Consider the following 23,144-nt stretch of genomic DNA (forward strand, 5'->3'; position numbering starts at 1 on the left):
CTCGGGCGTGCTCGGTGTCAGAAGGTGGTGACCGGCCGGACCGCGTGGGCCAGGTCGAGCAGCCGGCCGTGCTCGTCGGCGGTGCGGGCCTGCGCGGCCAGCAGGCGGAAGGAGTGCTCCAGCAGGCGGCGCAGGCCGTCCTCGTCGCCGGGTCCGAGGAGGTCGCCGGTGGGGAACTCCGGCCCCCAGCCCTGTTCCGGCCGGCAGCGCAGGGCGTTCTCGCGGACCTCGGCGACCAGCCGGGCCCGGGACTCGCCGTCGGTGGCGCCGCCGTCCAGGCGCAGTCCGGGCAGCCGCCAGGCGGCGTCGCGCAGGTCGGCCGGTGTGGGCGGGCCGCCGCGCAGGATGCCGGCGCGGACGCGGACGGCCGCGATCCGGGCCGCGTCGTGGTGCCGGGAGGTGGCGGGCACGTCGTCGAGGACGCGGACGGCGGCGTCCCGGTCACCGCCGGCCAGATGGCCGCGGGCCAGCCCGAAGGCGGCGGCGGTGTGCGCGAAGTCCCGTTTCCAGACGGCCTCGTAGAACCGCATGGCCCGCTGGACGCGCTGCGGTCCTGCGGTCCCGGCCTCGTGTTCCGCGCAGTAGGCGAGGGCGAGCTTGGGCACGTACTCGCCGGGCAGGGCCCGGTAGACGGCGTCGAAGCGGCCGCCGGCCCGGCGCACCTCCCCTCTGCTGAGGTGGAGGACGCCGCGGTGCCAGGCGATGCGCCAGTCGTGTGCTGCGGCGTGTTCGCCGAGCTGGGTCTCGGCCTCGGCGAGCCAGCTCTCGGCCTGGTCCCGCTCGCCTCGTCTGAGATAGGCGCGGCACAGCCACAGCGCGGTCTCCGGGGTGCCGAGGCGGGACTCGCGGGGCCACTGCCGGGCGACCCGGTCGGGGGCGTCGGGCGGGAAGGTGTCCAGCAGCAGGGCGGCGCCGTCGTCGGGGTCGGGGACCGGCTCCGGCAGGGCGCCGGCGACCTCGGCGGCGGAGGGCGGGGAGACGTCGAGGCCGGGCGGCTGCCCGCCGGGGTGGGCGGTGAAGTGGTCCAGGGCCGGGATCGCACCGAGTCCGGCGTCGAGGCTGGCGCCGGTGGCGCGGAACCGGGTGGAGCTCTCCGGCAACTGCTCGCCGAACTGGAGGGAGCGGAACTCCCGGAGGACTTCCCAGAGTTGCCGGGACATCTCGGCTGCCGAGCGGAACCTGGCTCCCGGCTCCGGGTGGGTGGCGCGGTCGATCAGCCGACGGAAGGAGTCCGGGGCCAGGCCGCGGGCCGGTTCGGTGCCGTGGCAGAGCGCCTGGAGGGTCATGCCGACGGTGTAGAGATCGCTGTCGACGTGCCAGCCGCGCCGGCCGATCTCCTCCTGGGGCGGGGCGAACGGGGCCGTGCAGACGTAGGCGGAGGTGCGGTCGCCGATCGCGCGGACCGCGCCGAGGTCGATGACCTTGATCGCCCGGCCGAAGTGGATGACGTTGGCGGGCTTCATGTCGCAGTAGAGCAGCCCGCGTTCGTGCATGTACTGGAGGGCGCCGAGGATCTTGCAGCCGTAGGTGAGGACGTGGTCCAGGCGGGGACGGCCGTGAAAGATCCGTTCGACGTCGTCGGCGGCGAACAACTGCTGCAGGGAACGGCCGCCGATGTAGTCCATGACCAGGTATCCGGTGGGTGGACGGCCCGGGACGTGGTGGTCGGCGTAGGTGATGAGCCGGACGATGTCGGGGTGGTGCAGGTCGGTCAGCGAGCGGCGCTCCTCGACGGCGGTGCGGCGGGCGAGCGCGTCGTGGGCGTCGATCTGGCCCTTGAGGACGACCCGGTGGCCGTCGGCGCGGGTGTCCTCCGCGAGATGGATCCAGCCGAGCCCGCCGCCGCCGAGGCAGCCGAGGACGCGGTAGTGGTCGTCGACCAGGTCGCCCTCGCCCAGCTGGGGCAGCAGGGAGTAGGGCGTGCCGCAGCGGGGGCAGTGGCCGGTGGCGGGGGCGGGCCGGCCGCCGTAGCCGACGCCGATGGTCATGGTGCAGCCGTTCGCACCGCAGCGGCGGCCGCCGGTGGGCGGGCGGGGGTCGGTCACGAGCACGTCGTCGGGTGCGGGCACCTCGGGCAGTACGACCAGTCCGTGCTGGTCGAGGTCCCCGACCCCGGCGACGGCGTGCACGGCCGGCGGGCCGGGGCTCTCCTCGGCCGGGGTGCCCGGGGGCGGGGTCCGCGCTTCGGTGCGCGCTCCGGCCGGTGCCGATGGCTCCGGTTGTGTCGCGGGGTTCGGTTCGGCGTGGCGGCGGCCGCAGGTGTCGCAGTAGCCGGTGCCCATGATGTGGCCCGAGCAGCCGGGCCGGAGGCACGAGGTCACGGTGCGCTCTCCTTCCGGGGTGCGCCGGGGGCGGCGGGCCGCGTCGGCGCGGCCGGGGCGGGCGGAGCGGAGGCCGAGCAGAAACCGACGAAGCGCTCGACGGCGGTCTCGGCCCGCTCGATGTCGCAGGGGGTGTGCCGCAGCAGGGACAGGGCGTGCTCGTAGAGCCGGTAGGCCTCCATGACCCGGTCGCCGTGCGCGGCGGCCCGTCTGCGGCACAGCGGCCACTCGGCGCTGACCCGGCCGAGGAGTTCCTCGCGGCGGCGCAGCCGGGCGTCGAGGACGCCGATGGCCTGTTCCAGGCGCTGTCTGCGGCGGTCGGCGGCGTCCTCGAAGGTGAACAGCAGGTCGGCGCGGCCGGGTTCGCGCTCCCGCTCGGGGGTGTGGGCGACCCAGGCGAGCAGCATCCGGGTCCGCCGTACTCCGGCCTCGGCCTGCTCCACCAGCTGCCGGGTGCCGGGGCCGGGCAGCACCCGGTCCCGGAGCCGGTCCAGGCCCGGCCCCAACTCGTCCACGATCCGGTCGAGTTCGCCGTGCAGCCGGCTCCAGCGGTCGCGCAGCGGGCGATGCACGAGGGACTCGGCGGCCTGCTCCGCGCGCTCGCCCCGGCGGCGGAAGACCAGCAACAGCCGGGCCCCCTGCCGGGCGAGCCGGTCCAGCAGGCCGAGCAGGGCGTCGGGTTCGGCGGCCTGGTCGACGCCGACCAGGACGGCGGCGAGCGGGACGCGCAGGGCGCCGAACCGTTCGGGCCGGATGTCGTCGCGGATGCCCAGCCGGGCGGCGATGCGCTCCATGACCTGACCGGCCGTCAGCCCCTTGACGTCCAGGGCGAGATCGTGCGCGCCGGCCGGGGGCACGGTCTCGGGCGGGTCATGGCTGAAGCCGCTGGTGTTGCGGTCGGTGCGCAGCTCCCGGTCGGCGAGGGTGACTGCCCGGTTCAGGGTCCAGGCGCGGTCGCCGCGGGCGGGGGCGACGGTGACGAGGACCGGCCAGCCCTCGCCGCGGAACCAGGAGGCGAGCTCGGTGGCGAACGGCACGTCCAGCGCGCCGGCCGCCTCCGCGGCTCCGGTGCGCAGTCGGGGGTCGACCGCCTCGGCGCCGTCGGTCCAGGCGGCGACCTGCGGCAGATGCCGGAGGATGGTCTCGGTGGGACTCATATAGCTGAAGGCCCACCCCGGCCCCTCGTCCACGCTGAGGACGATCCCGATGACCTGGTCGGTGGCATGGTCGACCACTCCGCCGCCACTGAAGCCGGGTGCGGCCAGCTCGCCCGGGGCCAGCGGGCGCAGCTGCACCTGGCTGTCCCGGCCGCGGGCGGCGACCAGGGTGGCGCCGTGCCAGCGGCCGCCGTCGTCACCGGCCGGGAAGCCGTACATGCTCACCGGTCCGTGCGGTGAGGCGAGCCGGTAGAGCCGGGTGGTGTGCGCCGCCGGCAGTGGTGCGGCCAGCCGCAGCAGGGCGAGATCACCGCTGCGGTCACCGAAGGCGTCCTCCTGCTCCGGCACGTACTCGTCCTCGCGGACCGTGGCGGGTACGGCGCCCAGGCCGGGTACGCCGATCAGGCGGACGGTGTAGTGGCGGCCGGGTCCGGCGACATGCCCCGCGGTGAGCACCCGGTCCGGGGCGAGCAGCACCCCGGCACCGAGGACCTGCCCGTCCGGCGCCTCGATGCGCGCGATCCAGGACGGCGTCCGTAACCGCGACTTGACGGCTCGCTCCCCCGTGCGCGTCATGGCCCCGAGGTTACTCCGAGTACCGGCCCGGTACTACTGGTGTGCACGGGAGTGTTACGGAGGGGCGGTGAACGAGCGCCCCGAAGGGGCGCGGGGCACTGCGCGAGAAACCACACCGAACCCCCACCCGGCAACGGCGGAACACTCCGACGGCGCCCCCCGTCACCGCCCCAGTGCGGCCAGCACCTCCGTGTCCGTCAACTGCTCGAAGTCCTCGTACCACTGCCCCACCGCGGTGAACCCGGCCGGCCGGTGCGGGCACACGATCGTGTCGGCCTCGGCGGCGAGTTGGTCCACGGAGTCCGGCGCGCCGACGGGCACGGCCAGCACCAGGTGCGCGGGCCCGCGCCGCCGTAGGTGCCGCAGGGCCGCGCGGGCCGTGGCGCCGGTGGCCAGGCCGTCGTCGACGACGATCACCGTGCGCCCGGCAGGGTCCGGCGCCGGACGGTCGCCGCGGTACCGCTGCTCGCGGCGACGCAGTTCCCGCCGCTCTCGTTCCACCACCGGGGCCATGGACTGCTCGGTCAGGCCGAGCCGGTCCAGGGTGCCGGCGTTGAAGAGGGGCGGGTCGTCCCCGACGAGCGCGCCGACGGCGAACTCCTGGTGGTGGGGGGCGCCGATCTTGCGCACGATGAGCACATCGAGCTGGGCGCCCAGGGCGCGGGCGACGGGCTCGGCGACGGCGATGCCGCCGCGCGGCAGGGCGAGGACGAGCGGATCGACGAGGGCGCCCTGTTCACGCAGGTCGCTCAGCAGTCCGGCGAGTTCCCGTCCGGCTTCGGCACGGTCCCGGAAGCGCATGGTCGTCCTCCTCCGCGGTGCCTCTCCTTCCATGGTGCTCCCGGTCGGGCGTTGTGGAGATATTCGAACCTGCGCTCTATATACGCGGAAAGTAGCAGGGCCCTTCATTGCCTACGATCGTGCCGTGCCCACCTTCTCCTTCGAACGTACGGCCCCGCTCGCCCTGGACGAGGCCTGGCGCCGGCTCACGCAGTGGCCCCGCCACGCCGACGTGGTCCCGCTCACCCGGATCACGCTGCTCACGCCCCCGCCGACCCGTGTGGGCACGCGTTTCGTGGCCCGGTCGGGCATCGGCCCGCTCGCCTTCGACGACCTGATGGAGGTCACCCTCTGGTGCCCGCCGGCCGACGGCGAAGCCGGGCTGTGCCGCCTGGAGAAGCGCGGCCGGGTGATCCTCGGCTGGGCGGAGATCGAGGTGCGGCCGGGGCCGGGCGGCCGTAGCCGGGTCGTGTGGCGCGAGGAGGTGCGCCTGCGCTTCCTGCCCTCGGCCTTGGACGGCCTGGTGGAGCGCACGGCCCGTACGGTGTTCGGGCGGGCCGTGAACCGGCTGCTGCGGCGGGAGTGAGCGCTCGGGGGCGAGGAGCGGCGCAACCGGCCACGACGGTGCCGCGGACGCCGGACGGCCCCGCACGGCCCCCCGGGGAGCGCTCAGTCCTTGCGCCCCGTCACCGCCACCGTCACCCCGAGCCCGACCATGGTCAGCCCGCCGATCCCACCGACGGCGGCGAGCCGCCGGGGCGAACGGGCGAACCAGTCGCGGGCGGCGGAGGCCACCAGTCCCCACAGGCTGTCGGAGGCCACCGCGATGGCGTTGAAGACCAGGCCGAGCACCAGCATCTGCACCGGCACACGGCCCTGCTCGCGGTCCACGAACTGGGGCAGCACGGCGGCGAAGAACACCGCCGTCTTGGGGTTGGCCACGCCGACCGCGAACCCCTCCCAGAGGGTGCGCAGGCTGCCGTGGGCCGGTCCGGACTCCGTGAACGCGGCCCGCAGGGAGCCCCGCTGCCGCCATGCCTTGATCCCGAGGTGCACGAGGTAGGCGGCGCCGGCGAGCTTCAGGGCGGTGAAGACGAGCACCGAGCGCTCCACGATCGAGCCGATGCCGAGCGCCACGGCCGCCACGAGCACGTACGCCCCGAGGGTGTTGCCGAGGACCGTGGTCAGCGCGGCGCGCCGCCCGTGCGCCAGCGCCCGCCCGACGACGAAGAGCACGCTCGGGCCGGGGATCACGATCAGCAGGAAGGACAGGGCGGCGAACGCAGCCAGCCGGTCGGTGGACACCATGCCCTCATGCAATACGGCGGCCGCGGCGCCCGGCAAACCGTTTTCCCGGCGCGGTCTCCCCGGGCGGCATGGAGGACGGCCGAAGCGACCTCAGGCCACCGAGCCGATGCGGCCGACAGGTGCCGGGTTCGTGTCATGGTGGATCGGCGTGTGCGCACCGGTCAGCGACACGCCCGAGCCACCCCGCCGGCCGGCGACGATCTCCGCGCCGATGGACAGGGCCGTCTCCTCCGGCGTACGGGCGCCGAGGTCGAGGCCGATCGGCGAGCGCAGCCGGGCCAGTTCCAGCTCGGTCACGCCGACCTCGCGCAGCCGCTCGTTGCGGTCGAGGTGGGTGCGGCGGGAGCCCATCGCGCCGACGTAGGCGACCGGCAGCCGCAGGGCCAGCTTGAGCAGCGGCACGTCGAACTTGGCGTCGTGGGTGAGGACGCAGAGGACCGTACGGCCGTCGGTCTCGGTGCGCTCCAGGTACTTGTGGGGCCACTCGACCACGATCTCGTCCGCCTCCGGGAAGCGGGCCTTCGTGGCGAACACCGGGCGGGCGTCGCACACCGTGACGCGGTAGCCGAGGAACTTGCCGACGCGGACCAGTGCGGAGGCGAAGTCGATCGCGCCGAAGACGATCAGGCGGGGGGCGGGGACGGAGGACTCGACCAGTACGGTCAGCGGGGCGCCGCAGCGCGAGCCCTGTTCGCCGATCTCCAGGGTGCCGGTGCGGCCCGCGTCCAGGAAGGCGCCAGCCTCGGCGGCGACCGTGCGGTCCAGTTCGGGATGGGCGCCGAAACCGCCGTCGTAGGGGCCGTCGGGGCGGACGAGGAGGGCCCGGCCCCGCAGCTTTGCCGGTCCCTCCACGATCCGCGCGACCGCCGCCGCCTCCCCGCGGGCGGCGGCGGCCAGCGCGGCGGCGAGCACCGGCCGGGCGGGACCGTCCGCCCGGACCGGCGTGACGAGGATGTCGATGACGCCGCCACAGGTCAGGCCGACGGCGAAGGCGTCCTCGTCGCTGTAGCCGAAGCGTTCGAGCACGGTCTCGCCGTCCTCCAGCGCCTGTCGGCACAGCTCGTACACGGCGCCCTCCACGCACCCGCCGGAGACCGAGCCGATGGCCGTGCCCGCGGCGTCCACCGCGAGGGCGGCGCCGGGCTGGCGCGGGGCGCTGCCGCCGACGGCCACCACGGTGGCGACGGCGAAGTCACGGCCCTGCTCGACCCACCGGTTCAGCTCTTCGGCGATGTCCAGCATCTGACGGTCTCCTAACGGGGTTGCGTGGAAGGGACGTTCAACCGGCTAGTGCACGCCCAGCAGGGATCGGAGCGGATGCAGGGAGAAGTAGACCAGGAAGAGCACCGTCAGACCCCACATGAAGGGACCGATCTCCCGCCACTTGCCCTGGGCGAGCCTGATGACCACGTAGGAGATCACACCGGCGGCGACACCGGGGGTGATCGAGTACGTGAACGGCATGATCACGACGGTGAGGAAGACCGGGATCGCGACGGAGCGGTCGCCCCAGTCCACGTGCCGGGCGTTCATCATCATCATCGCGCCGATGGTGACGAGGGCGGCCGAGGCCACCTCGCGCGGCACGATCGCCGTGATCGGTGTGAAGAAGAGGCAGAGGGCGAAGAACCCACCGGTGACGACCGAGGCCAGTCCGGTGCGGGCGCCCTCGCCGACGCCGGTCGCGGACTCGATGAACACGGTCTGGCCGGAGCCGCCCACCACGCCGCCCATGGCGCCGCCGGCACCGTCGATGAACAGCGCCTTGGACAGGCCCGGCATCCGCCCCTGGGCGTCGGCGAGTCCGGCCTCGGTACCGATGCCGATGATGGTGGCCATCGCGTCGAAGAAGCCGGCGAGCACCAGCGTGAAGACGATGAAGGTCACCGTCATGTAGCCGACGTCGCCCAGGCCGCTGAAGGACACCTTGCCGATGAGCGAGAAGTCCGGCATCGACACGGCGCTGCCGTGCAGCGCGGGGCCCTCGCCGTTGGCCCAGCCCTTGTCGCCGACGAGGCCGGCCGCGTTGACGACCACCGCGAGCACGGTGCCGGTGGCGATGCCGATGAGGATGGCGCCCGGGATGTTCCGGGACTGCAGCGCGAAGATCAGCAGGAGCGTGACCGCGAAGAGCAGGACGGGCCAGCCGGAGAGTTCGCCCGCGTCGCCGAGGGTGACCGGGGTCGCCGTACCGGCGTGCACGAAGCCGGCCTTGACCAGGCCGATGAACGCGATGAACAGGCCGATGCCGATGGTGATGCCGTGCTTGAGCGGGAGCGGGATCGCGTTCATGATCATCTCGCGGAGTCCCGTGACCACCAACAGCATGATCACGGCGCCGTACGCGACACACATGCCCAGCCCCTGAGCCCATGTCAGGGTCTTGGTCCCCAGGACCAGTCCGGCCAGCACTCCGGAGACGGAGAGTCCGGCGGCCATGGCGAGCGGCACCTTGCCGATCCAGCCCATCAGGAGAGTGGTGCCCGCCGCGCCGAGCGCGGTGGCCGTGATGAGGGCCTTCTGGGCCAAGGAGTCGCCCGACTTGTCCGCGCCGCTGAGGATCACGGGGTTGAGGAGAAGGATGTACGCCATCGCCATGAAGGTGGTGACGCCACCGCGGACCTCGGTCGCGACGGTGGATCCTCTTTCGGATATGTGGAAGTACCGGTCGAGCCACGACCTGCCGGCCGGCGGGCGCGAACCCGCGCCCGCGTCTTCGGCGGTGGTCGTGGGCTCCACTGACTGCTGGGTCATGGTGCCATCTCCCAAGGTTCACAGGGGCACCCGTGCAACCGCCTTGACGGTCACGGGATTTGGGGAATGGACGACCCGGGGGACGGCCCGAGACGAACGAATTTCCTGGTACTTCAAGGACCGCGAGCGGTGCGGAACTCAAAGGGGTTCCTCCGGGCGACGCGGCGGAGTGTGTGACGTTCCCTGCGCCGCCCGGAGAGCTGTGGGGTGCTACGCGGTTCCCGTGAGGTGCTCGGGCCGCACCGGCGTGCGGTTGAGCTCCAGCCCGGTCGCGTTCCGGATCGCCGCGAGGACGGCCGGGGTGGACGACAGGGTCGGGGCCTCGCCGATGCCGCGCAGCCCGTAGGGGGCGTGCTCGTCGGCGAGTTCGAGCACGTCGACCGGGATGGTCGGCGTGTCGAGGATCGTGGGGATCAGATAGTCCGTGAAGGAGGGGTTCCGGACCTTCGCGGTCTTCGGGTCGACGATGATCTCCTCCATCACCGCCACGCCCAGGCCCTGGGTCGTACCGCCCTGGATCTGGCCGATGACGGAGAGCGGGTTGAGCGCCTTGCCGACGTCCTGGGCGCAGGCCAGCTCGATGACCTTGACCAAGCCGAGCTCGGTGTCGACCTCGACGACCGCGCGGTGCGCGGCGAAGGAGTACTGGACGTGGCCATTGCCCTGGCCGGTGCGCAGGTCGAAGGCCTCGGTCGGCCGGTGCCGCCACTCCTCCTCGACCTCGACGACCTCGTCCTCCAGCACGTCGACCAGGTCGCCGAGGATCTCGCCGCCGTCGGTGACGACCTTGCCGCCCTCCAGCAGGAGTTCGGCGGTGGCCCAGGCCGGGTGGTAGGTGCCGAACTTGCGCCGGCCGATCTCCAGGACCTTCTCGCGGACCAGCTCGCAGGCGTTCTTCACGGCGCCGCCGGTGACGTACGTCTGCCGGGAGGCCGAGGTCGAACCCGCCGAGCCCACCTGGGTGTCGGCCGGGTGGATGGTCACCTGGGTGACGCCGAGCTCGGTGCGGGCGATCTGCGCGTGGACGGTGACACCGCCCTGGCCGACCTCCGCCATCGCGGTGTGCACGGTGGCGACGGGCTCGCCGCCCACGACCTCCATGCGCACCTTGGCCGTGGAGTAGTCGTCGAAGCCCTCGGAGAAGCCGACGTTCTTGATGCCGACCGCGTAACCGATCCCGCGTACGACGCCCTCGCCGTGCGTGGTGTTGGACAGACCGCCGGGCAGCTGCCGTACGTCGGCGCCCTCGCTGGACTCCCACTGGCGCTCGGGCGGCAGCGGCATCGCCTTGACGCGGCGCAGCAGTTCGGCGACCGGGGCGGGCGAGTCGACGGGCTGGCCCGTCGGCATGATGGTGCCCTGCTCCATCGCGTTGAGCTGCCGGAACTCCACCGGGTCCATGCCCAGCTCCTTGGCCAGCTTGTCCATCTGCGCCTCGTAGGCGAAACACGCCTGGACCGCGCCGAAGCCGCGCATGGCGCCGCAGGGCGGGTTGTTGGTGTAGAGGGCGATGGCCTCGATGTCGACGTCGTCCACCACGTACGGGCCCACCGACAGGGACGAGGCGTTGCCGACGACCGCCGGGGAGGCGGAGGCGTAGGCGCCGCCGTCCAGGACGATCCGGCACTTGAGGTGGGTCAGCTTGCCGTCGCGCGTGGCCCCGTGCTCGTAGTACAGCTTGGCCGGGTGGCGGTGGACGTGCCCGAAGAAGGACTCGAAGCGGTTGTAGACGATCTTGACGGGCTTGCCGGTGCGCAGCGCGAGCAGGCACGCGTGGATCTGCATCGACAGGTCCTCGCGGCCGCCGAACGCGCCGCCGACACCGGCCAGCGTCATGCGCACCTTGTCCTCGGGCAGACCGAGGACGGGCGCGATCTGGCGCAGGTCGGAGTGCAGCCACTGGGTGGCGATGTAGAGGTGGACGCCGCCGTCCTCCTCGGGCACGGCGAGCCCGGACTCGGGGCCGAGGAAGGCCTGGTCCTGCATGCCGAAGGTGTACTCGCCCTTGACGATCACGTCGGCCCGCTTGGCTGCCTCGTCCGCGTTGCCGCGGACGATCGGCTGGCGGTGCACGATGTTCGGGTGCGGGACGTGCCCGAAGTGGTGGTCGTCGCGGTTCTCGTGGACGAGGATCGCGTCCGGGGCCAGCGCCGACTTCTCGTCGGTGATGACCGGGAGTTCGCGGTACTCGACCTTGATCTTGGCGGCGGCGCGGCGGGCCGTCTCCGGGTGGTCGGCCGCGACGAGGGCGACCGGCTCGCCGTGGTGGCGTACCTTGCCGTGGGCGAGGACCGGGGTGTCCTGGATCTCCAGGCCGTAGTTCTTCACCTCGGTGGGCAGGTCGTCGTACGTCAGGACGGCGTAGACGCCCGGGGTCTTCAGCGCCTCGCCGGTGTCGATCGAGACGATCTCGGCGTGCGCGACGGTGGAGCGCAGGATCTGGCCCCACAGCATGTCCTCGTGCCACATGTCGGACGAGTACGCGAACTCGCCGGTGACCTTGAGCGTGCCGTCCGGGCGGAGCGTGGACTCGCCGATGCCGCCCTTGGTCTGGGAGCCCTGCGTGATCTTCGTAGGAGCGCCGTTGGCCGGCATGGTCAGACCCCCTCGGACTGGCGGGCGGCCGCCAGGCGGACCGCGTCCATGATCTTCTCGTAGCCCGTGCAGCGGCACAGGTTGCCCGACAGCGCCTCACGGATGTCGGCGTCGGACGGGTTCGGGTTGCGCTCCAGGAGTTCGTCGGAGGCGACGAGCAGACCCGGGGTGCAGAAGCCGCACTGGACCGCGCCGGCGTCGATGAACGCCTGCTGGATGGGCGAGAGGGCTGCGCCCGGGGAGATGGCGCCCTCGCCGGTCTGGGAGTCGGTGCCCTTGGCCTGCCTCTTCCAGGCTTCGCCCGGGGGGACCCCCAGCTGGGCGTCCTGGAGGGTCGTACCGCACGCGGCGGAGGCGCAGCCGCCCTCGGCGCGCTGCTTGGCGAAGTCCGCCAGGCCCTCGACGGTCACCACGTCGCGGCCCTCGACCTGGCCGGCCGCGACCAGGCAGGAGCACACCGGCACGCCGTCCAGGCGGACGGTGCAGGAGCCGCACTCGCCCTGCTCACAGGCGTTCTTGGAACCCGGCAGGCCGAGGCGCTCGCGCAGGACGTACAGCAGGGACTCGCCCTCCCAGACGTCGTCGGCCTCCTGAGGGCGACCGTTGACGGTGAAGTTGACGCGCATTACGCAGCTCCCTCAGTGGTGCGGCGGGCGCCGCGGTACGACTCCCAGGTCCAGGTCAGCGTCCGGCGGGCCATCACGCCGACCGCGTGGCGGCGGTAGCTCGCGGTGCCCCGGACGTCGTCGATCGGGTTGCAGGCGGCCGAGCACAGGTCGGCGAACTGCTTGGCGACCGACGGGGTGATGACCTTCCCGTTGTCCCAGAAGCCCCCCTCGTCGAGCGCCGCGTTCAGGAACTCCTCGGCGGCCTTGGCCCGGACCGGGGTCGGGGCGGCCGAGCCGATGCCGGTCCGGACCGTACGGGTCCCGGGGTGCAGGGCGAGGCCGAAGGCGCACACGGCGATGACCATGGCGTTGCGCGTGCCGACCTTCGAGTACTGCTGCGGTCCGTCGGCCTTCTCGATGTGCACGGCGCGGATCAGCTCGTCGGGCTGGAGCGCGTTGCGCTTGACGCCCGTGTAGAACTCGTCGATCGGGATCAGCCGGGTGCCGCGGGCCGCCGACTCCACCTCGACCTCGGCGCCCGCCGCGAGCAGGGCGGGGTGGGCGTCACCGGCGGGCGAGGCCGTGCCGAGGTTGCCGCCGACACCGCCGCGGTTGCGGATCTGCGGGGAGGCGACCGTGTGCGAGGCGAGCGCGAGGCCCGGCAGCTCGGCACGGAGGTTCTCCATGATGCTGGTGTACGGGACGGAGGCGCCCAGCCGCACGCTCTCCTCGCCGACCTCCCACTCGTAGAGGTCACCGATGCGGTTCAGGTCCAGCAGATACTCGGGCCGGCGGTGGTCGAAGTTGATCTCGACCATCACATCGGTGCCACCCGCAATCGGCACAGCGGTGGGGTGCTCGGCCTTCGCGGCGAGCGCCTCCTCCCAGCTGGCGGGGCGAAGGAAGTCCATGACCGGCTCTCTTCTTCGTCTCGTGGGTCGTACAGATTGAGCCAATCCGTGTGCGGCGGGCGCGGCTCGTTCATGTGCTGTTAACGCGCAGTGGACTCAGTACACCGCCCGGTGCTCCGGCGGGGTCAGTCACCGAAACCATGAAGGAGTTCGCTGGCCACGGCGAGCATCTTGTAGATTCGTATGAACGGAGGTCATCGGTAACCTCTCCGTTTTCCTGGAGAAACGCAGGAAACAGCAGGAGGACCGCCGAACGCGTTCCCGGGGGCAGGTTCCGGGTGACTTCCCCGTCACCCTCCAAGATTCATCGTAGGTTTCGAGACATAGAACGGCGGCGACGAGATGCGGCTGCGCGCACTTCTGGACACCGATGCGCTGGGCCTGCGGCTGCTCGGCGGCGAGGAGGAACTGGACCGGTCGGTGCGCGGGGTCATGACCACGGACCTGCGCGACCCGAGCCGCTATCTCTCCGGCGGCGAGCTGGTGCTGACCGGCCTGGCCTGGCGCCGGGACGCCGCCGACTCCGAGCCGTTCGTACGGATCCTGGTGCAGGCCGGGGTGGCGGCGCTCGCCGCCGGTGAGGCGGAGCTGGGCGATGTGCCGGACGACCTGGTCCTGGCCTGCGCCAGACACCGGCTGCCGCTGTTCGCGGTGCACGAGTCGGTGGCCTTCGCCACGATCACCGAGCACGTCGTCCGGCAGGTCTCCGGCGAGCGCGCCGGAGACCTGGCGGCCGTGGTCGACCGGCACCGGCGGATGATGACCTCGGGCCCGGCGGGCGGCGGCCCGGACGTGGTCCTGGACCTGCTCGGCACCGACCTGGACCTGCGCGCCTGGGTGCTCGCCCCGACCGGCCGGCTGATCGCGGGCTCCAAGGTCGCGGGCCCGGCGCTGCCGGCCGAGACCTGCGCCAGGCTCGCCGCCGAGCACCTGGCGGCCACCCGCACCGGCCGCCGCGGCCCGCACCGCGTCCTGCTCGGCGGCAGCACCTACTCCCTCTTCCCGATCCGCTCCTCCGGCCGCTCCCCGCAGGCCGCCCGCGATGTGCGCGAGTCGGTGCTGTCGGACTGGCTGCTGGCCGTCGAGGCGGACGCCGGCGACTGGCCCGAGGAGCGGCTGGACCTGCTCCAGGGCGTCACCCAGCTGATCTCGGTCGAGCGGGACCGCCGGGACGCGGCGCGCACGGTGCGGCGCCGGCTCGCCCAGGAGGTGCTGGAACTGGTCCAGACGGGCGCGGCGCCGGCCGAGATCGCGGCCCGCCTGCGGGTGGCCGCCCCGGTGCTGCTGCCCGGGCTCGGGGCGGCCCCGCACTGGCAGGTCGTGGTGGCCCGCGTGGAGTGGGACGGCGGCGAGGTCGAGGGCGGCCCGGTCGCCCAGTCGCTCCTGGAGGAAGTGCTGGTCGACCCGCAGGCGACCGGCCCGGAGCCGTCCGACCGGATCGCCGTCGCGCACACCGGCGACGAGGCGATCGCCCTGGTGCCGCTGCCGGCGGTCTCCACCGAGCACGACGGCTCGGAGACCGGGCTGCTGGCCGACTCCCTGCTGCGGTCGGTGCGGGAGACGCTCTCGGCGGGCCTGCACGACGACGGGCGGCTCACCCTCGGCGTCAGCGCGGCCGTGCACTCCGCGGAGGGGCTGCGCGGCGCCCTGGAGGAGGCCCGGCACGCCCGCCGGGTGGCGGCCGCCCGCCCCGGCCGGGTCTGCGCGGCGGGGCACCAGGAGCTGGCGTCGCACGTCCTGCTGCTCCCCTTCGTCCCGGACGACGTCCGCCGCGCCTTCACCGCGCGCCTGCTGGACCCGCTGACGGACTACGACCGCCGCCACCGGGCCGAGCTGATACCGACCCTGGAGGCGTTCCTGGACTGCGACGGCTCCTGGACCCGCTGCGCCACCCGGCTCCACCTGCACGTCAACACGCTGCGCTACCGGGTCGGCCGGATCGAGCAGTTGACGGGACGGGACCTGTCGCGCCTGGAGGACAAGCTCGACTTCTTCCTCGCCCTGCGCATGAGCTGAGGCCGGCGGGGGCGCGCGGCGGCCAAACCCGGTCACGCCCGCGCCCCACGACTTTGTGAAATCTTTCACCCACCCTCTTGGCCCCGCCCCGCGATTGGTGCTGGAATGCCGCCACCACTCAACAGCTCGATGGCGTGCTCGGGGAGGGCAACGTGGCGTATCCCGCCATGTCTGGTAACGGAACGACCGCCGGTGACGATCCGCTCCAGACCGCGGTATGGCGGTTGCGCTCGCGGGCCTGCTGGGCGGACGCGGCGGCGCTGCTGCCGCCGGACACCCCCGCCACGTCCCTGCAACGGGCCGCACTGCTGGTCGAACGGTGCCTGTACACCGAGCGGGGCTGGGAGCACGCGGAGGACGCCCTGCGGACGGCGGAGGCGCTCGCGCACACCGACGAGGAGCGCGGCGCCGCCGCCTGTGAGCGCGGCCAACTCGCCTACACGGCAACGCTGCACGGCGTCCGGGACCGCGCGGACGAGGCGCGGGCCGCGCTGGGGCGGGCGGCGGCGCTGATCCCGCCGGGGGCACCGGGCCGGGCCCTGCTGGACTTCCGCCGGGGCCTTGTCGCGGAGAACCTGACCCATTCCCCGCAGGCGGCGCGCGCCGCGTACCGCCGGGCGCACGCGGGCGCCGCCGCGCACGCGGATCAGCTGCTGCTGTCCTTCACGTGGCGCCACCTCGCCGGACTCGCCCTGCGCGACGGCGAGCTGCCCGAGGCGCGGCACGGCTTCGCCGAATCGCTGCGGATCCGCGAGGAGTTGGGCTATCTGGTGGGCACGGCCCCCGCGCTGGCCTCGCTGGCCGACGCGGAGTCCGAGCCGGAGGCTTCGCGGTTGCGGGAGGAGGCGCGACGGTTGTTCCGGCTGCTCGGGGGTGTACCGACATGGCTGGCACGGCAGCTGGCGCCGCCGGCTCCGGGGGTGGCTACGGCGTAGGGGCGGGTGGGGCCGGTCTCGAGGGCCGGCGCGGCGCCACTGCCGCGGGCGGTCGTGCCTCCCGGCAATCCCTCATCCGGCCCCGGCGAAGTGCTGGGACACCAACCCCCGCACCCCATCCACATCCCCGGAGATCAGCGCGTCCAGCAGAGCCATGTGCTCAGCCGCGTCCGCCACCAGGTACGCCCGGCCCCGCCGAACCGGCGGCCACTGCGAGCGCCGGTGCAGATCGGCCGCGATGCCGACCAGCTGCTCGTTGCCCGACAGCGCGAGCAGGGCGCGATGGAAGGCGCGGTCGGACTCCGCGTACGTCGCCGGGCAGCCGGTGCCCGCCGCCCGTACCGTCTCCTCGGCGAGCGGCCGCAGTTCGGTCCACAGCTCGCCCGGTACGGTCCGGGCGAGCCGCAGCATCACCGGCACCTCGATGAGCGCCCGCACCTCCGCCAGCTCGGCCAGTTCCCGCGCCCCCCGCTCGACCACCCGGAACCCACGGTTGGGCACGACCTCGACGGCCCCCTCCAGGGCGAGCTGCTGCATGGCCTCGCGCACCGGCGTGGCCGAGACACCGAACCGGTCACCGAGGACCGGCCCCGAGTAGACCTCGCCCGGCTTCAGCTCCCCGGTCACCAGCGCCGTACGCAACGCGTCCAGGATCTGCCCGCGCACCGAGGAGCGCTGCACCGCCGGCCGGGCCTCCGGAATCGGGCGCTCACTGTGCGTGTGCTCCCCGCGGGCGGCGCGCGCGGCGGGCACGGCGGTGTCCCGCTCACGGAAGCCGTCGGGGGCGTCCGCCGGGCGCGGCTGCGCGGGCACCCGGGCGTCACCGGGCGGCGTCCCCGCACCGGCGGAGCCCTGCGCGCGCTGCTTCACGGGTCCCTCCTGGCGGCTTGTCGGCACTTGGGTCATTAACGGTGGGTTGTCACTCGTCCGTCAAGCACCATAGGCGCCCGAGCCGGTAGTTCAAATTCACCGATGAGTAGCCAAGGCTAGGCTTACCTAGCCATGGCGGAGCCTGGGTGTCCCCGCTGCCCGTGACACACGTCTCGTACGACCGCACCGCCGGGCGTACGGCCGTACGCCGGTCCGCCGCCTTCGCCTGCCGCCGGGCGACCCGGCCGCGGCGCCGCCAGGCGCCGTCGTCGTACCGGACGCGGAGGCGCTGCGGTCCGAGGTGCGGGCGGCCGTCGCCGGGCATCCGGAGCCGTGCCGGCCGCCTTCGGGCCGCGGGTGCGGCGGGGGCAGGAGTACGGGAGCCCGAGCGGCCGCTGCCCGGCGCAGCCCGGCCGTACGCCGGCTCGCCCCCGTTGCGCTCGCCGACCGGCCCGGGCGGCGAGCGGCTGCCCACCCGGGACCGGACGAGCTGCCGCGCGTTCCACACCGTGCGCGCCGAGGGGACCTGTGCCACTGGCCGCCCACCAGCCATCGCGAGCGGATCGCGAAACTCGGGGCCGCCGCGGCGGCTTGAGGCCCCCTCAGGGACTGAGCACGGTCCCGGGTCCATTAGGATCACCGGGGCGGACCGGCCACCGACGGACGGGCCCCGCGGGCAGGTGATTCACAACTTCCTCACCTGTCGCGGGAACTTTCCGAGGAACCACCCGTACGGGTAGTCTTATTCGAACTCAACTCCCGCCCCTCATGCGGCAGTTCGAGCAGAACGCCGCCCAGGGCATTCCCTTGCACTTCCTTGGCGGCCTCTTGCCCCGAAACCCCCTGAGGGCGGTCGGGAGTGGGCCACTATGGCGGGCGTTACGCCCTATCCCAATGCAAGGGACCCCTGATGAGACTGACCGACATATCGCTGAACTGGCTCCTACCGGGCGCCGTACTGCTCCTGGGAATGCTGGCGGCGGTGGCGGTGCTCGCGCGCGGCAAGCGCTCCTCCGGGGAGAACGCGAGCGCGGACGACTCGTGGGAGCGCAGCGAGGAGCGCCGCAGACGCAAGGAGGCCATCTACGGCACAGCCTCCTATGTGCTCCTGTTCTGCTGTGCGGCGGTCGCGGCCGCCCTGTCCTTCCACGGCCTCGTCGGCTTCGGCGAACAGAACCTGGGGCTGACCGGCGGCTGGCAGTACCTCGTGCCGTTCGGCCTGGACGGCGCGGCGATGTTCTGCTCCGTCCTCGCGGTGCGCGAGGCCAGCCACGGTGACGCGGCCCTCGGCTCCCGGATCCTCGTATGGATGTTCGCCGCGGCGGCGGCCTGGTTCAACTGGGTGCACGCGCCCCGGGGCGTCGGCCACGCGGGCGCGCCGCAGTTCTTCTCCGGTATGTCGCTGTCGGCGGCCGTCCTGTTCGACCGCGCGCTGAAGCAGACCCGCCGGGCCGCGCTGCGCGAGCAGGGCCTGGTGCCGCGTCCGCTGCCGCAGATCCGCATCGTGCGCTGGCTGCGCGCCCCCCGCGAGACCTACCGGGCCTGGTCGCTGATGCTCCTGGAGGGCGTGCGCAGCCTGGACGAGGCGGTCGATGAGGTTCGCGACGACAAGCGGCAGAAGGAGGAGCAGCGGCAGCGCCGGCGCGAGCAGCAGCGCATCGAGCGCGCCCAGCTGAAGGCCATCAGCCGGGGCCACCGCGGCTTCGTCAACCGGGGCGGACGGCAGGTCGAGGTCGAGGTGCAGGCGGTGGAGCGCGGCCCCGCCCCGGCGACCGCGGAGCCTGCCATATCGACCGCGGAACAGCTGCCCGTACGCGCCCGACCCTCCCTGCAGCCGGTCCGCAGCGGGTCCGCTGAGCAGGTGACCGTCGACCTCACCGCCGAGGACGACACCATGGCCCTGCCGCGCCTGGACTCCCTTGAGCGCAAGCTGAAGGACTTGGAGCAGCAGTTCGGCTAGGACCGCCGCGCAGGGCAGTCCAGTCGGAATCACCGCTCATGACGGGCCGGGGGTGTGACCGCACGGGTCGCACCCCCGGCCCGTTTCGGAGCGTCACGCCGCCTCGGCGCCCAGTTCGAACCACACCGCCTTGCCCACCCCGTGCGGCCGTACCCCCCAGGCGTCCGCCAGGGACTGCACCAGCACCAGGCCCCGCCCATGGGTGTCGTCGTCCGAGTCCGGGCCTCTCAGCTCCGGTCTGCGGGCCAGGAAGTCCCGTACCTCCACGCGCAGTCCGCCCGGCTGCACGACCGCCGTGAGGACCGCGTCGTCGTCGGTGTGGACGAGCGCGTTGGTGACCAGTTCGCTGGTGAGGAGTTCGGCGATCTCCGAACGGCCCGGTTTCCCCCAGTGCCGCAGCAGTTCTCGCAGCTCCCGGCGGGCCTCGGGCACCGCCTTCAGATCCGCCCGCCCCAGCCTGCGCCGGAGCCGGTGCGCGTGTTCCGTGATGGTGCCGGCCTCTTCCCCCGTCGTCGCCGAGGAGCCCCCGACGACCGCGGGACCGCCCCCTCGTGCCTGACTCTTCATGACCCCCGCCCGCACGCCGCTGGACCCTGCCCCTCCTGGTCGAACACGTTCACGGGGGATCCATGCCCAGCACGCACACGGGCAGTCATCACACATGCCCGACGACCGGCGGTTCGGCCACGGCTGTACGGCGTACGAGCCGGCCGCCGGGCCCTGCCGCACCGGGGTGGCCGGCTCCCCGCAGGGCTCTGCCCGCCACGGACGTCCCGGGACGGCAAGGCAGATGCGCCCGGCACCGGCCGTCGGCACACCGTCACACCCCGTGAAAGTGGCCGAAATCCGCCCCTCCGCCTCCGGATTCGGGGACGCGGCACGTTGCCCATATTGGAGCGGGCCATCCGGACCGTACGGCCGACGCCGCCGGTCTCCTGGAAGTAGCCGAGACCCATCTCGCTCGACGGGATGTACGAGGCGAGCGCGAGCACCGGGGCCATGGAGCGGTGCGCGTCGTACAGGCCGTTGATCAGGCGCAGGTTACGCCTCCCACACGGCCGCCGCCGTACGGTCGTCTGCGTAACCCTTCACCCGTACCTGGGCGTCGGCGAGGAAGGCGGCGAGCCCGGGCGGGGTGCGGCCGGACCAGCGGCGGGCCAGGTAGGCGCAGAGGGCGGCCTCGCCGCGCAGCGGATCGGCCAGGCCACCGGTGCACATCACCAGGGCATCACCCGGGCGGGCCACCGAGGCACGGAAACGGAACGGCTCGCGGGGCGGCTCGGGCGCGGGTTCGTACGGGCTCGGCGGGGTGGGGATGCCGAAGTCCATGGTGAGCCGGTCGCCCTCGGGAGTTTCGGCAAACGTTTTCAGGGGCGGGGAGCCGAAGCCGACGACGGGATCGCCGGTGGTGTCGGCGGGCGACGCCGTCGGCTCGATGTCCTGCCACGCGCCGTCCCGCAGCCGGAACAGGCCGCCGTCGCCGACGCCGAAGAACACGCGTGTACGGCAGTCGGGGTCGGCGGGCAGCAGCAGACAGCGCAGGCTCGCCGTGTACTCCTCCGGGTCGATGCCCTGCTCGTCGGCGCTCGCACGGAGCTTGCCGAGGCTGCGGTCGGTCAGCCGGTGCAGACCCGACTTCAGGTCGCCGCGCCGGGCCGCCCGGATGTCCTCCACGAGCCGGTGATGACTGCGGCCCACGGCCCGCCCGATCCACCGGCACGCCTCGGCCGCCGCCAGATGCGCGGCCGGGGTGCCCCGCACTCCGGTCGCCATCGCGACGAGCACCAGCGCCTGCTCCCCCGACCCGAACCGGGCAGTGAGCAACGAGTCCCGGCGCGGCTCGCCCCGGTACCGCGCCGAGTCCCCGCGCAACGACACGGCCCGCAGCGTGCAGGCCCCGTACCGGGCACCGTCCAGCACGGTGTCCGCGACCAACTCCCCCAGCCCGTCCGGATCGGCGACCGGCAGCGCGGTGGGCTCGGGGTCGTAGGTGGGCGGACCGGAGCCGACGTAGTCGACGGCGGAGGGGGGTGGGGGCGAGGGGGGTGCCGACGGGGTCTGCGGCTCAGGGGAGGCTGCTTGCGCCGACGGGAACTGGTCGGGGCGGTCGGGCGCCGGGGCCGGGGGGACGGGATGTGGGGGGACAGGTGGCGGTGGGACGGGTGGTGGGGCGGCGGGGTCCTTGGCCGCGCGTTGCGTCGGCACCGCGGGCTCCCGGGACTCCGTTCCCGGCGCGCCTTCCGCGCCTTCCGCTCCTCGGTCCGTCACCCCAGCGCCTCCGGCGTCCCGGGCCGAGCCACCGTCCGCACTGCGCGCGTCGCCGTCTCCGTTCCGCCTGCCCGGCGCCGGATCGCGCGGCGGCACCGGATCACGCGGCGGCACGGCCTCGTGCGGTGGTGTCGTAGCCGGCGGGCCCGTCACCGTGTGCTTCGCGGAGGCGAAGCGGTCGTCCAGGGAATCGGGCCCGGCCGTGGGTCCCGTGTCCTCGGCGGAGTCGTCGTACAGCTGTCCCCACCAGTCGTCCTCAGGACGGGCGGGCCTTCCCCCCTGCTGGCTCATGCCCCCAATTGTCCACCGCACGGGCCGCATGAAAACGGGGCATCGGGAAAATCCGGCGCACCCGGCGGCGTCGAACGGCGTGTCGGGTGAGGGAGTGAACAGCCGTACGGAAGGGGGCGGATGGCCGCCGGGCGGCCCCACCCAACAGGGAGGACCGCCCGGCGACATCCCAAGTGGCCCTGGTGGGCGCCACCGCGGTGCTGCTGCTGTCGCCGGCGGTGCGCGCGGCCCTGCCCCCGCGCCGGCTCCGCCGGAGCGGCGCCACACCGCGGATGGGGGTGTACGCGGGCGCCGGGGCGTTCCTCGGCTTCGTCCTGCTGCCGGTGCTGGGCGCCCTGCCGGGCTTCGTGGCCGGGTCTATCTGCACGAGCGGCTGCGCCTGGGCGGGCACGGCGAGGCGATGGCCGCCCTCCGTACGACGATGCGCTCGGGCGGCTCCAGCGTGCCGGCCGAACCGTTCGCCTGCCTGCTGATCGCGGGCGCCTGGTTGGGGGCGGTGCTGTGGGGGTTGAGCGGTGACGAGGGAGCGGTCACGAGGGGGATCCGGCGAGGGCCCGCCGTACCGTCTCGGCCACCACGGCCATGCCGGTGTCGTTGAAGTGCAGGTGGTCGCCGGGGTCGTAGGCGGGCAGGAGGCGGGTCGGGGCGACCGGGTCACGGAGGGCTGCGTCGGCGTCGGCGACCGCGTCGAAGGCGCCGCCGGTGCGGATGAAGGCGTTCACCTGCTGCCGTACGGCCTCGCGGGCGTCCGTGTAGGCGGCGAAGCCCCGGTACGGGGTGAGGGTGATGCCGACGACCCGGATGCCCCGGGCGTGGGCGCGGGCGACGAGGGTGCGGTAGGCGGCGGCGTAGGCGGAGACGTCGCCGGCCGTCGGTGTGCCCTTGATGTCGTTGATGCCCTCCAGGACGACCAGGACCCGTACCCCGGCCCGGTCCAGGGCGTCGGTGTCCAGGCGGGCGAGGGCCCTCGGTCCGACGCCGTCGCGCAGCAGCCGGTTTCCGGAGATGCCGGCGTTGAGCACGCCGAGCCGGTCCGCGAGGACCTGTTCGGCCAGGCGGTCGGGCCAGCGGTGGTTGGTGTCGGGGGTGGAACCGTTTCCGTCGGTGAGGGAGTCGCCGAACGCGACGATGCTGCCCGCGGCGGAGCCGAGGACGTCGACGCCGGTGACGTAGTACCAGCGGCTGATGAGGATGGTGTAGGCGGCGCCGTCCTGGTCGGCGGCCCGGCCCGCGCCGTGCGGGGCGACGTAGCTGGTCTGCAGGGCGGTCCGGTGGGAGGTGGCGGGCCCGCTGTCGCCGGGGGTGTACACGGTGACGAGGAGGTCGGCGGCGGCCGGGACGGGCAGCGGCACCGGGTCGGTGACCGTGTCCTGGCCGGGCGGCACGGTGGCCGTCGCGGTGCCGTGGAAGGTGGCGGTGCGCAGGGTGCCGGGCACGGCGTCCGGGCCGGTGCCCCGGCGCAGCGCGACGGTGACCGCGCCGAGCCGCAGGGGCGCGGTGCCGAAACGGTTGCCGAGGCGGATGCGCACGGCCGTACCGCCGACGCTGAGGTGGACGACGTTGCGGATCGCGGCGCCGGGCAGTGCGGAAACGGTTCCCGACGGCGCGGTCTCCCAGCTGCCCGTCCAGTGCGGCGCCGCCGGCTCCGCCCCGGCCGGCACCGTCGTGGCCGGCAGCATCGCCAGCAACAGCACCGCGAGGATCCGTCCGGCCCCGGCCATCTCCGCACCCGCCCTTCCCCGTTGCCCCTCGGAGCAGACCGTGCCACACGCCCGGGCCGCGCCACCGCATCCG

Annotated in this window: 17 protein-coding genes and 2 pseudogenes; 6 read left to right on the forward strand and 13 right to left on the reverse strand. The window is 73.7% G+C overall.

The annotated features are described in order from the left end of the window. Nucleotides 1-17 precede the first annotated feature (17 nt). From ACZ5NH_RS34240 to ACZ5NH_RS34250, 3 genes are all read right to left on the reverse strand, one after another. A complete protein-coding gene (locus tag ACZ5NH_RS34240) occupies nt 18-2,321 on the reverse strand; it encodes a tetratricopeptide repeat protein (protein ID WP_468780866.1) in 2,304 nt (767 codons plus the stop codon). Then, on the reverse strand, nt 2,318-4,054 hold the full coding sequence (locus ACZ5NH_RS34245) for a trypsin-like peptidase domain-containing protein (RefSeq protein WP_468780868.1): 1,737 nt from the start codon (nt 4,052-4,054) through the stop codon (nt 2,318-2,320). The genes ACZ5NH_RS34240 and ACZ5NH_RS34245 overlap by 4 nt, the downstream gene beginning before the upstream one ends. A gap of 162 nt (nt 4,055-4,216) precedes the next feature. After that, entirely contained in the window at nt 4,217-4,855 is a 639-nt protein-coding gene (locus tag ACZ5NH_RS34250; RefSeq protein ID WP_388624074.1) for a phosphoribosyltransferase, read from the reverse strand. A 124-nt stretch (nt 4,856-4,979) separates the two neighbouring features. Between ACZ5NH_RS34250 and ACZ5NH_RS34255 the strand changes: the two genes are divergently transcribed. Next, nucleotides 4,980-5,420, forward strand: coding sequence for an SRPBCC family protein (locus ACZ5NH_RS34255; protein WP_450983919.1), 441 nt, complete (start codon nt 4,980-4,982; stop codon nt 5,418-5,420). Between the two features lie 83 nt (nt 5,421-5,503). On the opposite strand, the gene ACZ5NH_RS34260 is transcribed toward ACZ5NH_RS34255, so the two are convergent. The 6 genes from ACZ5NH_RS34260 to ACZ5NH_RS34285 all read right to left on the reverse strand — a co-directional run bounded on the left by ACZ5NH_RS34260 (nt 5,504) and on the right by ACZ5NH_RS34285 (nt 13,010). After that, the gene (locus tag ACZ5NH_RS34260; protein WP_468780870.1) at nt 5,504-6,142 is read right to left on the reverse strand and encodes a LysE family translocator; all 639 of its coding nucleotides are present in this window, start codon (nt 6,140-6,142) and stop codon (nt 5,504-5,506) included. 90 nt (nt 6,143-6,232) lie between these two features. Further along, nucleotides 6,233-7,384 (reverse strand): XdhC family protein, encoded by a 1,152-nt coding sequence (locus ACZ5NH_RS34265; protein WP_388624081.1) that lies wholly within the window; start codon nt 7,382-7,384, stop codon nt 6,233-6,235. A 45-nt stretch (nt 7,385-7,429) separates the two neighbouring features. Then, nucleotides 7,430-8,896, reverse strand: a complete 1,467-nt coding sequence (locus tag ACZ5NH_RS34270) for an NCS2 family permease (RefSeq protein ID WP_468780873.1) — start codon at nt 8,894-8,896, stop codon at nt 7,430-7,432. A 210-nt stretch (nt 8,897-9,106) separates the two neighbouring features. Continuing rightward, nucleotides 9,107-11,491, reverse strand: coding sequence for a xanthine dehydrogenase family protein molybdopterin-binding subunit (locus ACZ5NH_RS34275; protein WP_388624085.1), 2,385 nt, complete (start codon nt 11,489-11,491; stop codon nt 9,107-9,109). 2 nt (nt 11,492-11,493) lie between these two features. After that, a complete protein-coding gene (locus ACZ5NH_RS34280) occupies nt 11,494-12,117 on the reverse strand; it encodes a (2Fe-2S)-binding protein (protein WP_468780875.1) in 624 nt (207 codons plus the stop codon). Next, nucleotides 12,117-13,010 carry an FAD binding domain-containing protein gene (locus ACZ5NH_RS34285; RefSeq protein WP_468780877.1) on the reverse strand — a complete coding sequence of 298 codons (894 nt, stop codon included), beginning with the start codon at nt 13,008-13,010 and terminating at the stop codon, nt 12,117-12,119. The genes ACZ5NH_RS34280 and ACZ5NH_RS34285 overlap by 1 nt, the downstream gene beginning before the upstream one ends. A 342-nt stretch (nt 13,011-13,352) precedes the next feature. On the opposite strand from ACZ5NH_RS34285, the gene ACZ5NH_RS34290 reads away from it, so the two are divergent. Then, entirely contained in the window at nt 13,353-15,026 is a 1,674-nt protein-coding gene (locus ACZ5NH_RS34290) for a PucR family transcriptional regulator (protein ID WP_388624092.1), read from the forward strand. 167 nt (nt 15,027-15,193) lie between these two features. Beyond that, a complete protein-coding gene (locus ACZ5NH_RS34295; protein ID WP_468780879.1) occupies nt 15,194-15,961 on the forward strand; it encodes a hypothetical protein in 768 nt (255 codons plus the stop codon). 72 nt (nt 15,962-16,033) lie between these two features. On the opposite strand, the gene ACZ5NH_RS34300 is transcribed toward ACZ5NH_RS34295, so the two are convergent. Next, entirely contained in the window at nt 16,034-16,831 is a 798-nt protein-coding gene (locus tag ACZ5NH_RS34300; RefSeq protein WP_468780881.1) for a GntR family transcriptional regulator, read from the reverse strand. A gap of 146 nt (nt 16,832-16,977) precedes the next feature. Here ACZ5NH_RS34300 and ACZ5NH_RS34305 point away from each other — a divergent pair. After that, a pseudogene (locus ACZ5NH_RS34305) lies at nt 16,978-17,426 on the forward strand (iron-sulfur protein); the annotation flags it as partial. Between the two features lie 315 nt (nt 17,427-17,741). Continuing rightward, the gene (locus tag ACZ5NH_RS34310) at nt 17,742-18,791 is read left to right on the forward strand and encodes a DUF2637 domain-containing protein (RefSeq protein WP_388624100.1); all 1,050 of its coding nucleotides are present in this window, start codon (nt 17,742-17,744) and stop codon (nt 18,789-18,791) included. 93 nt (nt 18,792-18,884) lie between these two features. On the opposite strand, the gene ACZ5NH_RS34315 is transcribed toward ACZ5NH_RS34310, so the two are convergent. Together ACZ5NH_RS34315 and ACZ5NH_RS34320 are read right to left on the reverse strand one after the other, a co-directional pair. Then, a complete protein-coding gene (locus ACZ5NH_RS34315) occupies nt 18,885-19,358 on the reverse strand; it encodes an ATP-binding protein (protein WP_388624102.1) in 474 nt (157 codons plus the stop codon). A 474-nt stretch (nt 19,359-19,832) separates the two neighbouring features. Further along, nucleotides 19,833-21,350 (reverse strand): protein phosphatase 2C domain-containing protein, encoded by a 1,518-nt coding sequence (locus ACZ5NH_RS34320; protein ID WP_468780884.1) that lies wholly within the window; start codon nt 21,348-21,350, stop codon nt 19,833-19,835. A 179-nt stretch (nt 21,351-21,529) separates the two neighbouring features. On the opposite strand from ACZ5NH_RS34320, the pseudogene ACZ5NH_RS34325 reads away from it, so the two are divergent. Then, nucleotides 21,530-21,858: pseudogene (locus ACZ5NH_RS34325) on the forward strand (DUF456 family protein); the annotation flags it as partial. 22 nt (nt 21,859-21,880) lie between these two features. Here ACZ5NH_RS34325 and ACZ5NH_RS34330 read toward each other — a convergent pair. Beyond that, nucleotides 21,881-23,071, reverse strand: a complete 1,191-nt coding sequence (locus tag ACZ5NH_RS34330) for an SGNH/GDSL hydrolase family protein (RefSeq protein WP_468780886.1) — start codon at nt 23,069-23,071, stop codon at nt 21,881-21,883. Between the last annotated feature and the right edge of the window lie 73 nt (nt 23,072-23,144).

This window comes from Streptomyces sp. NPDC031426 (assembly GCF_055581585.1).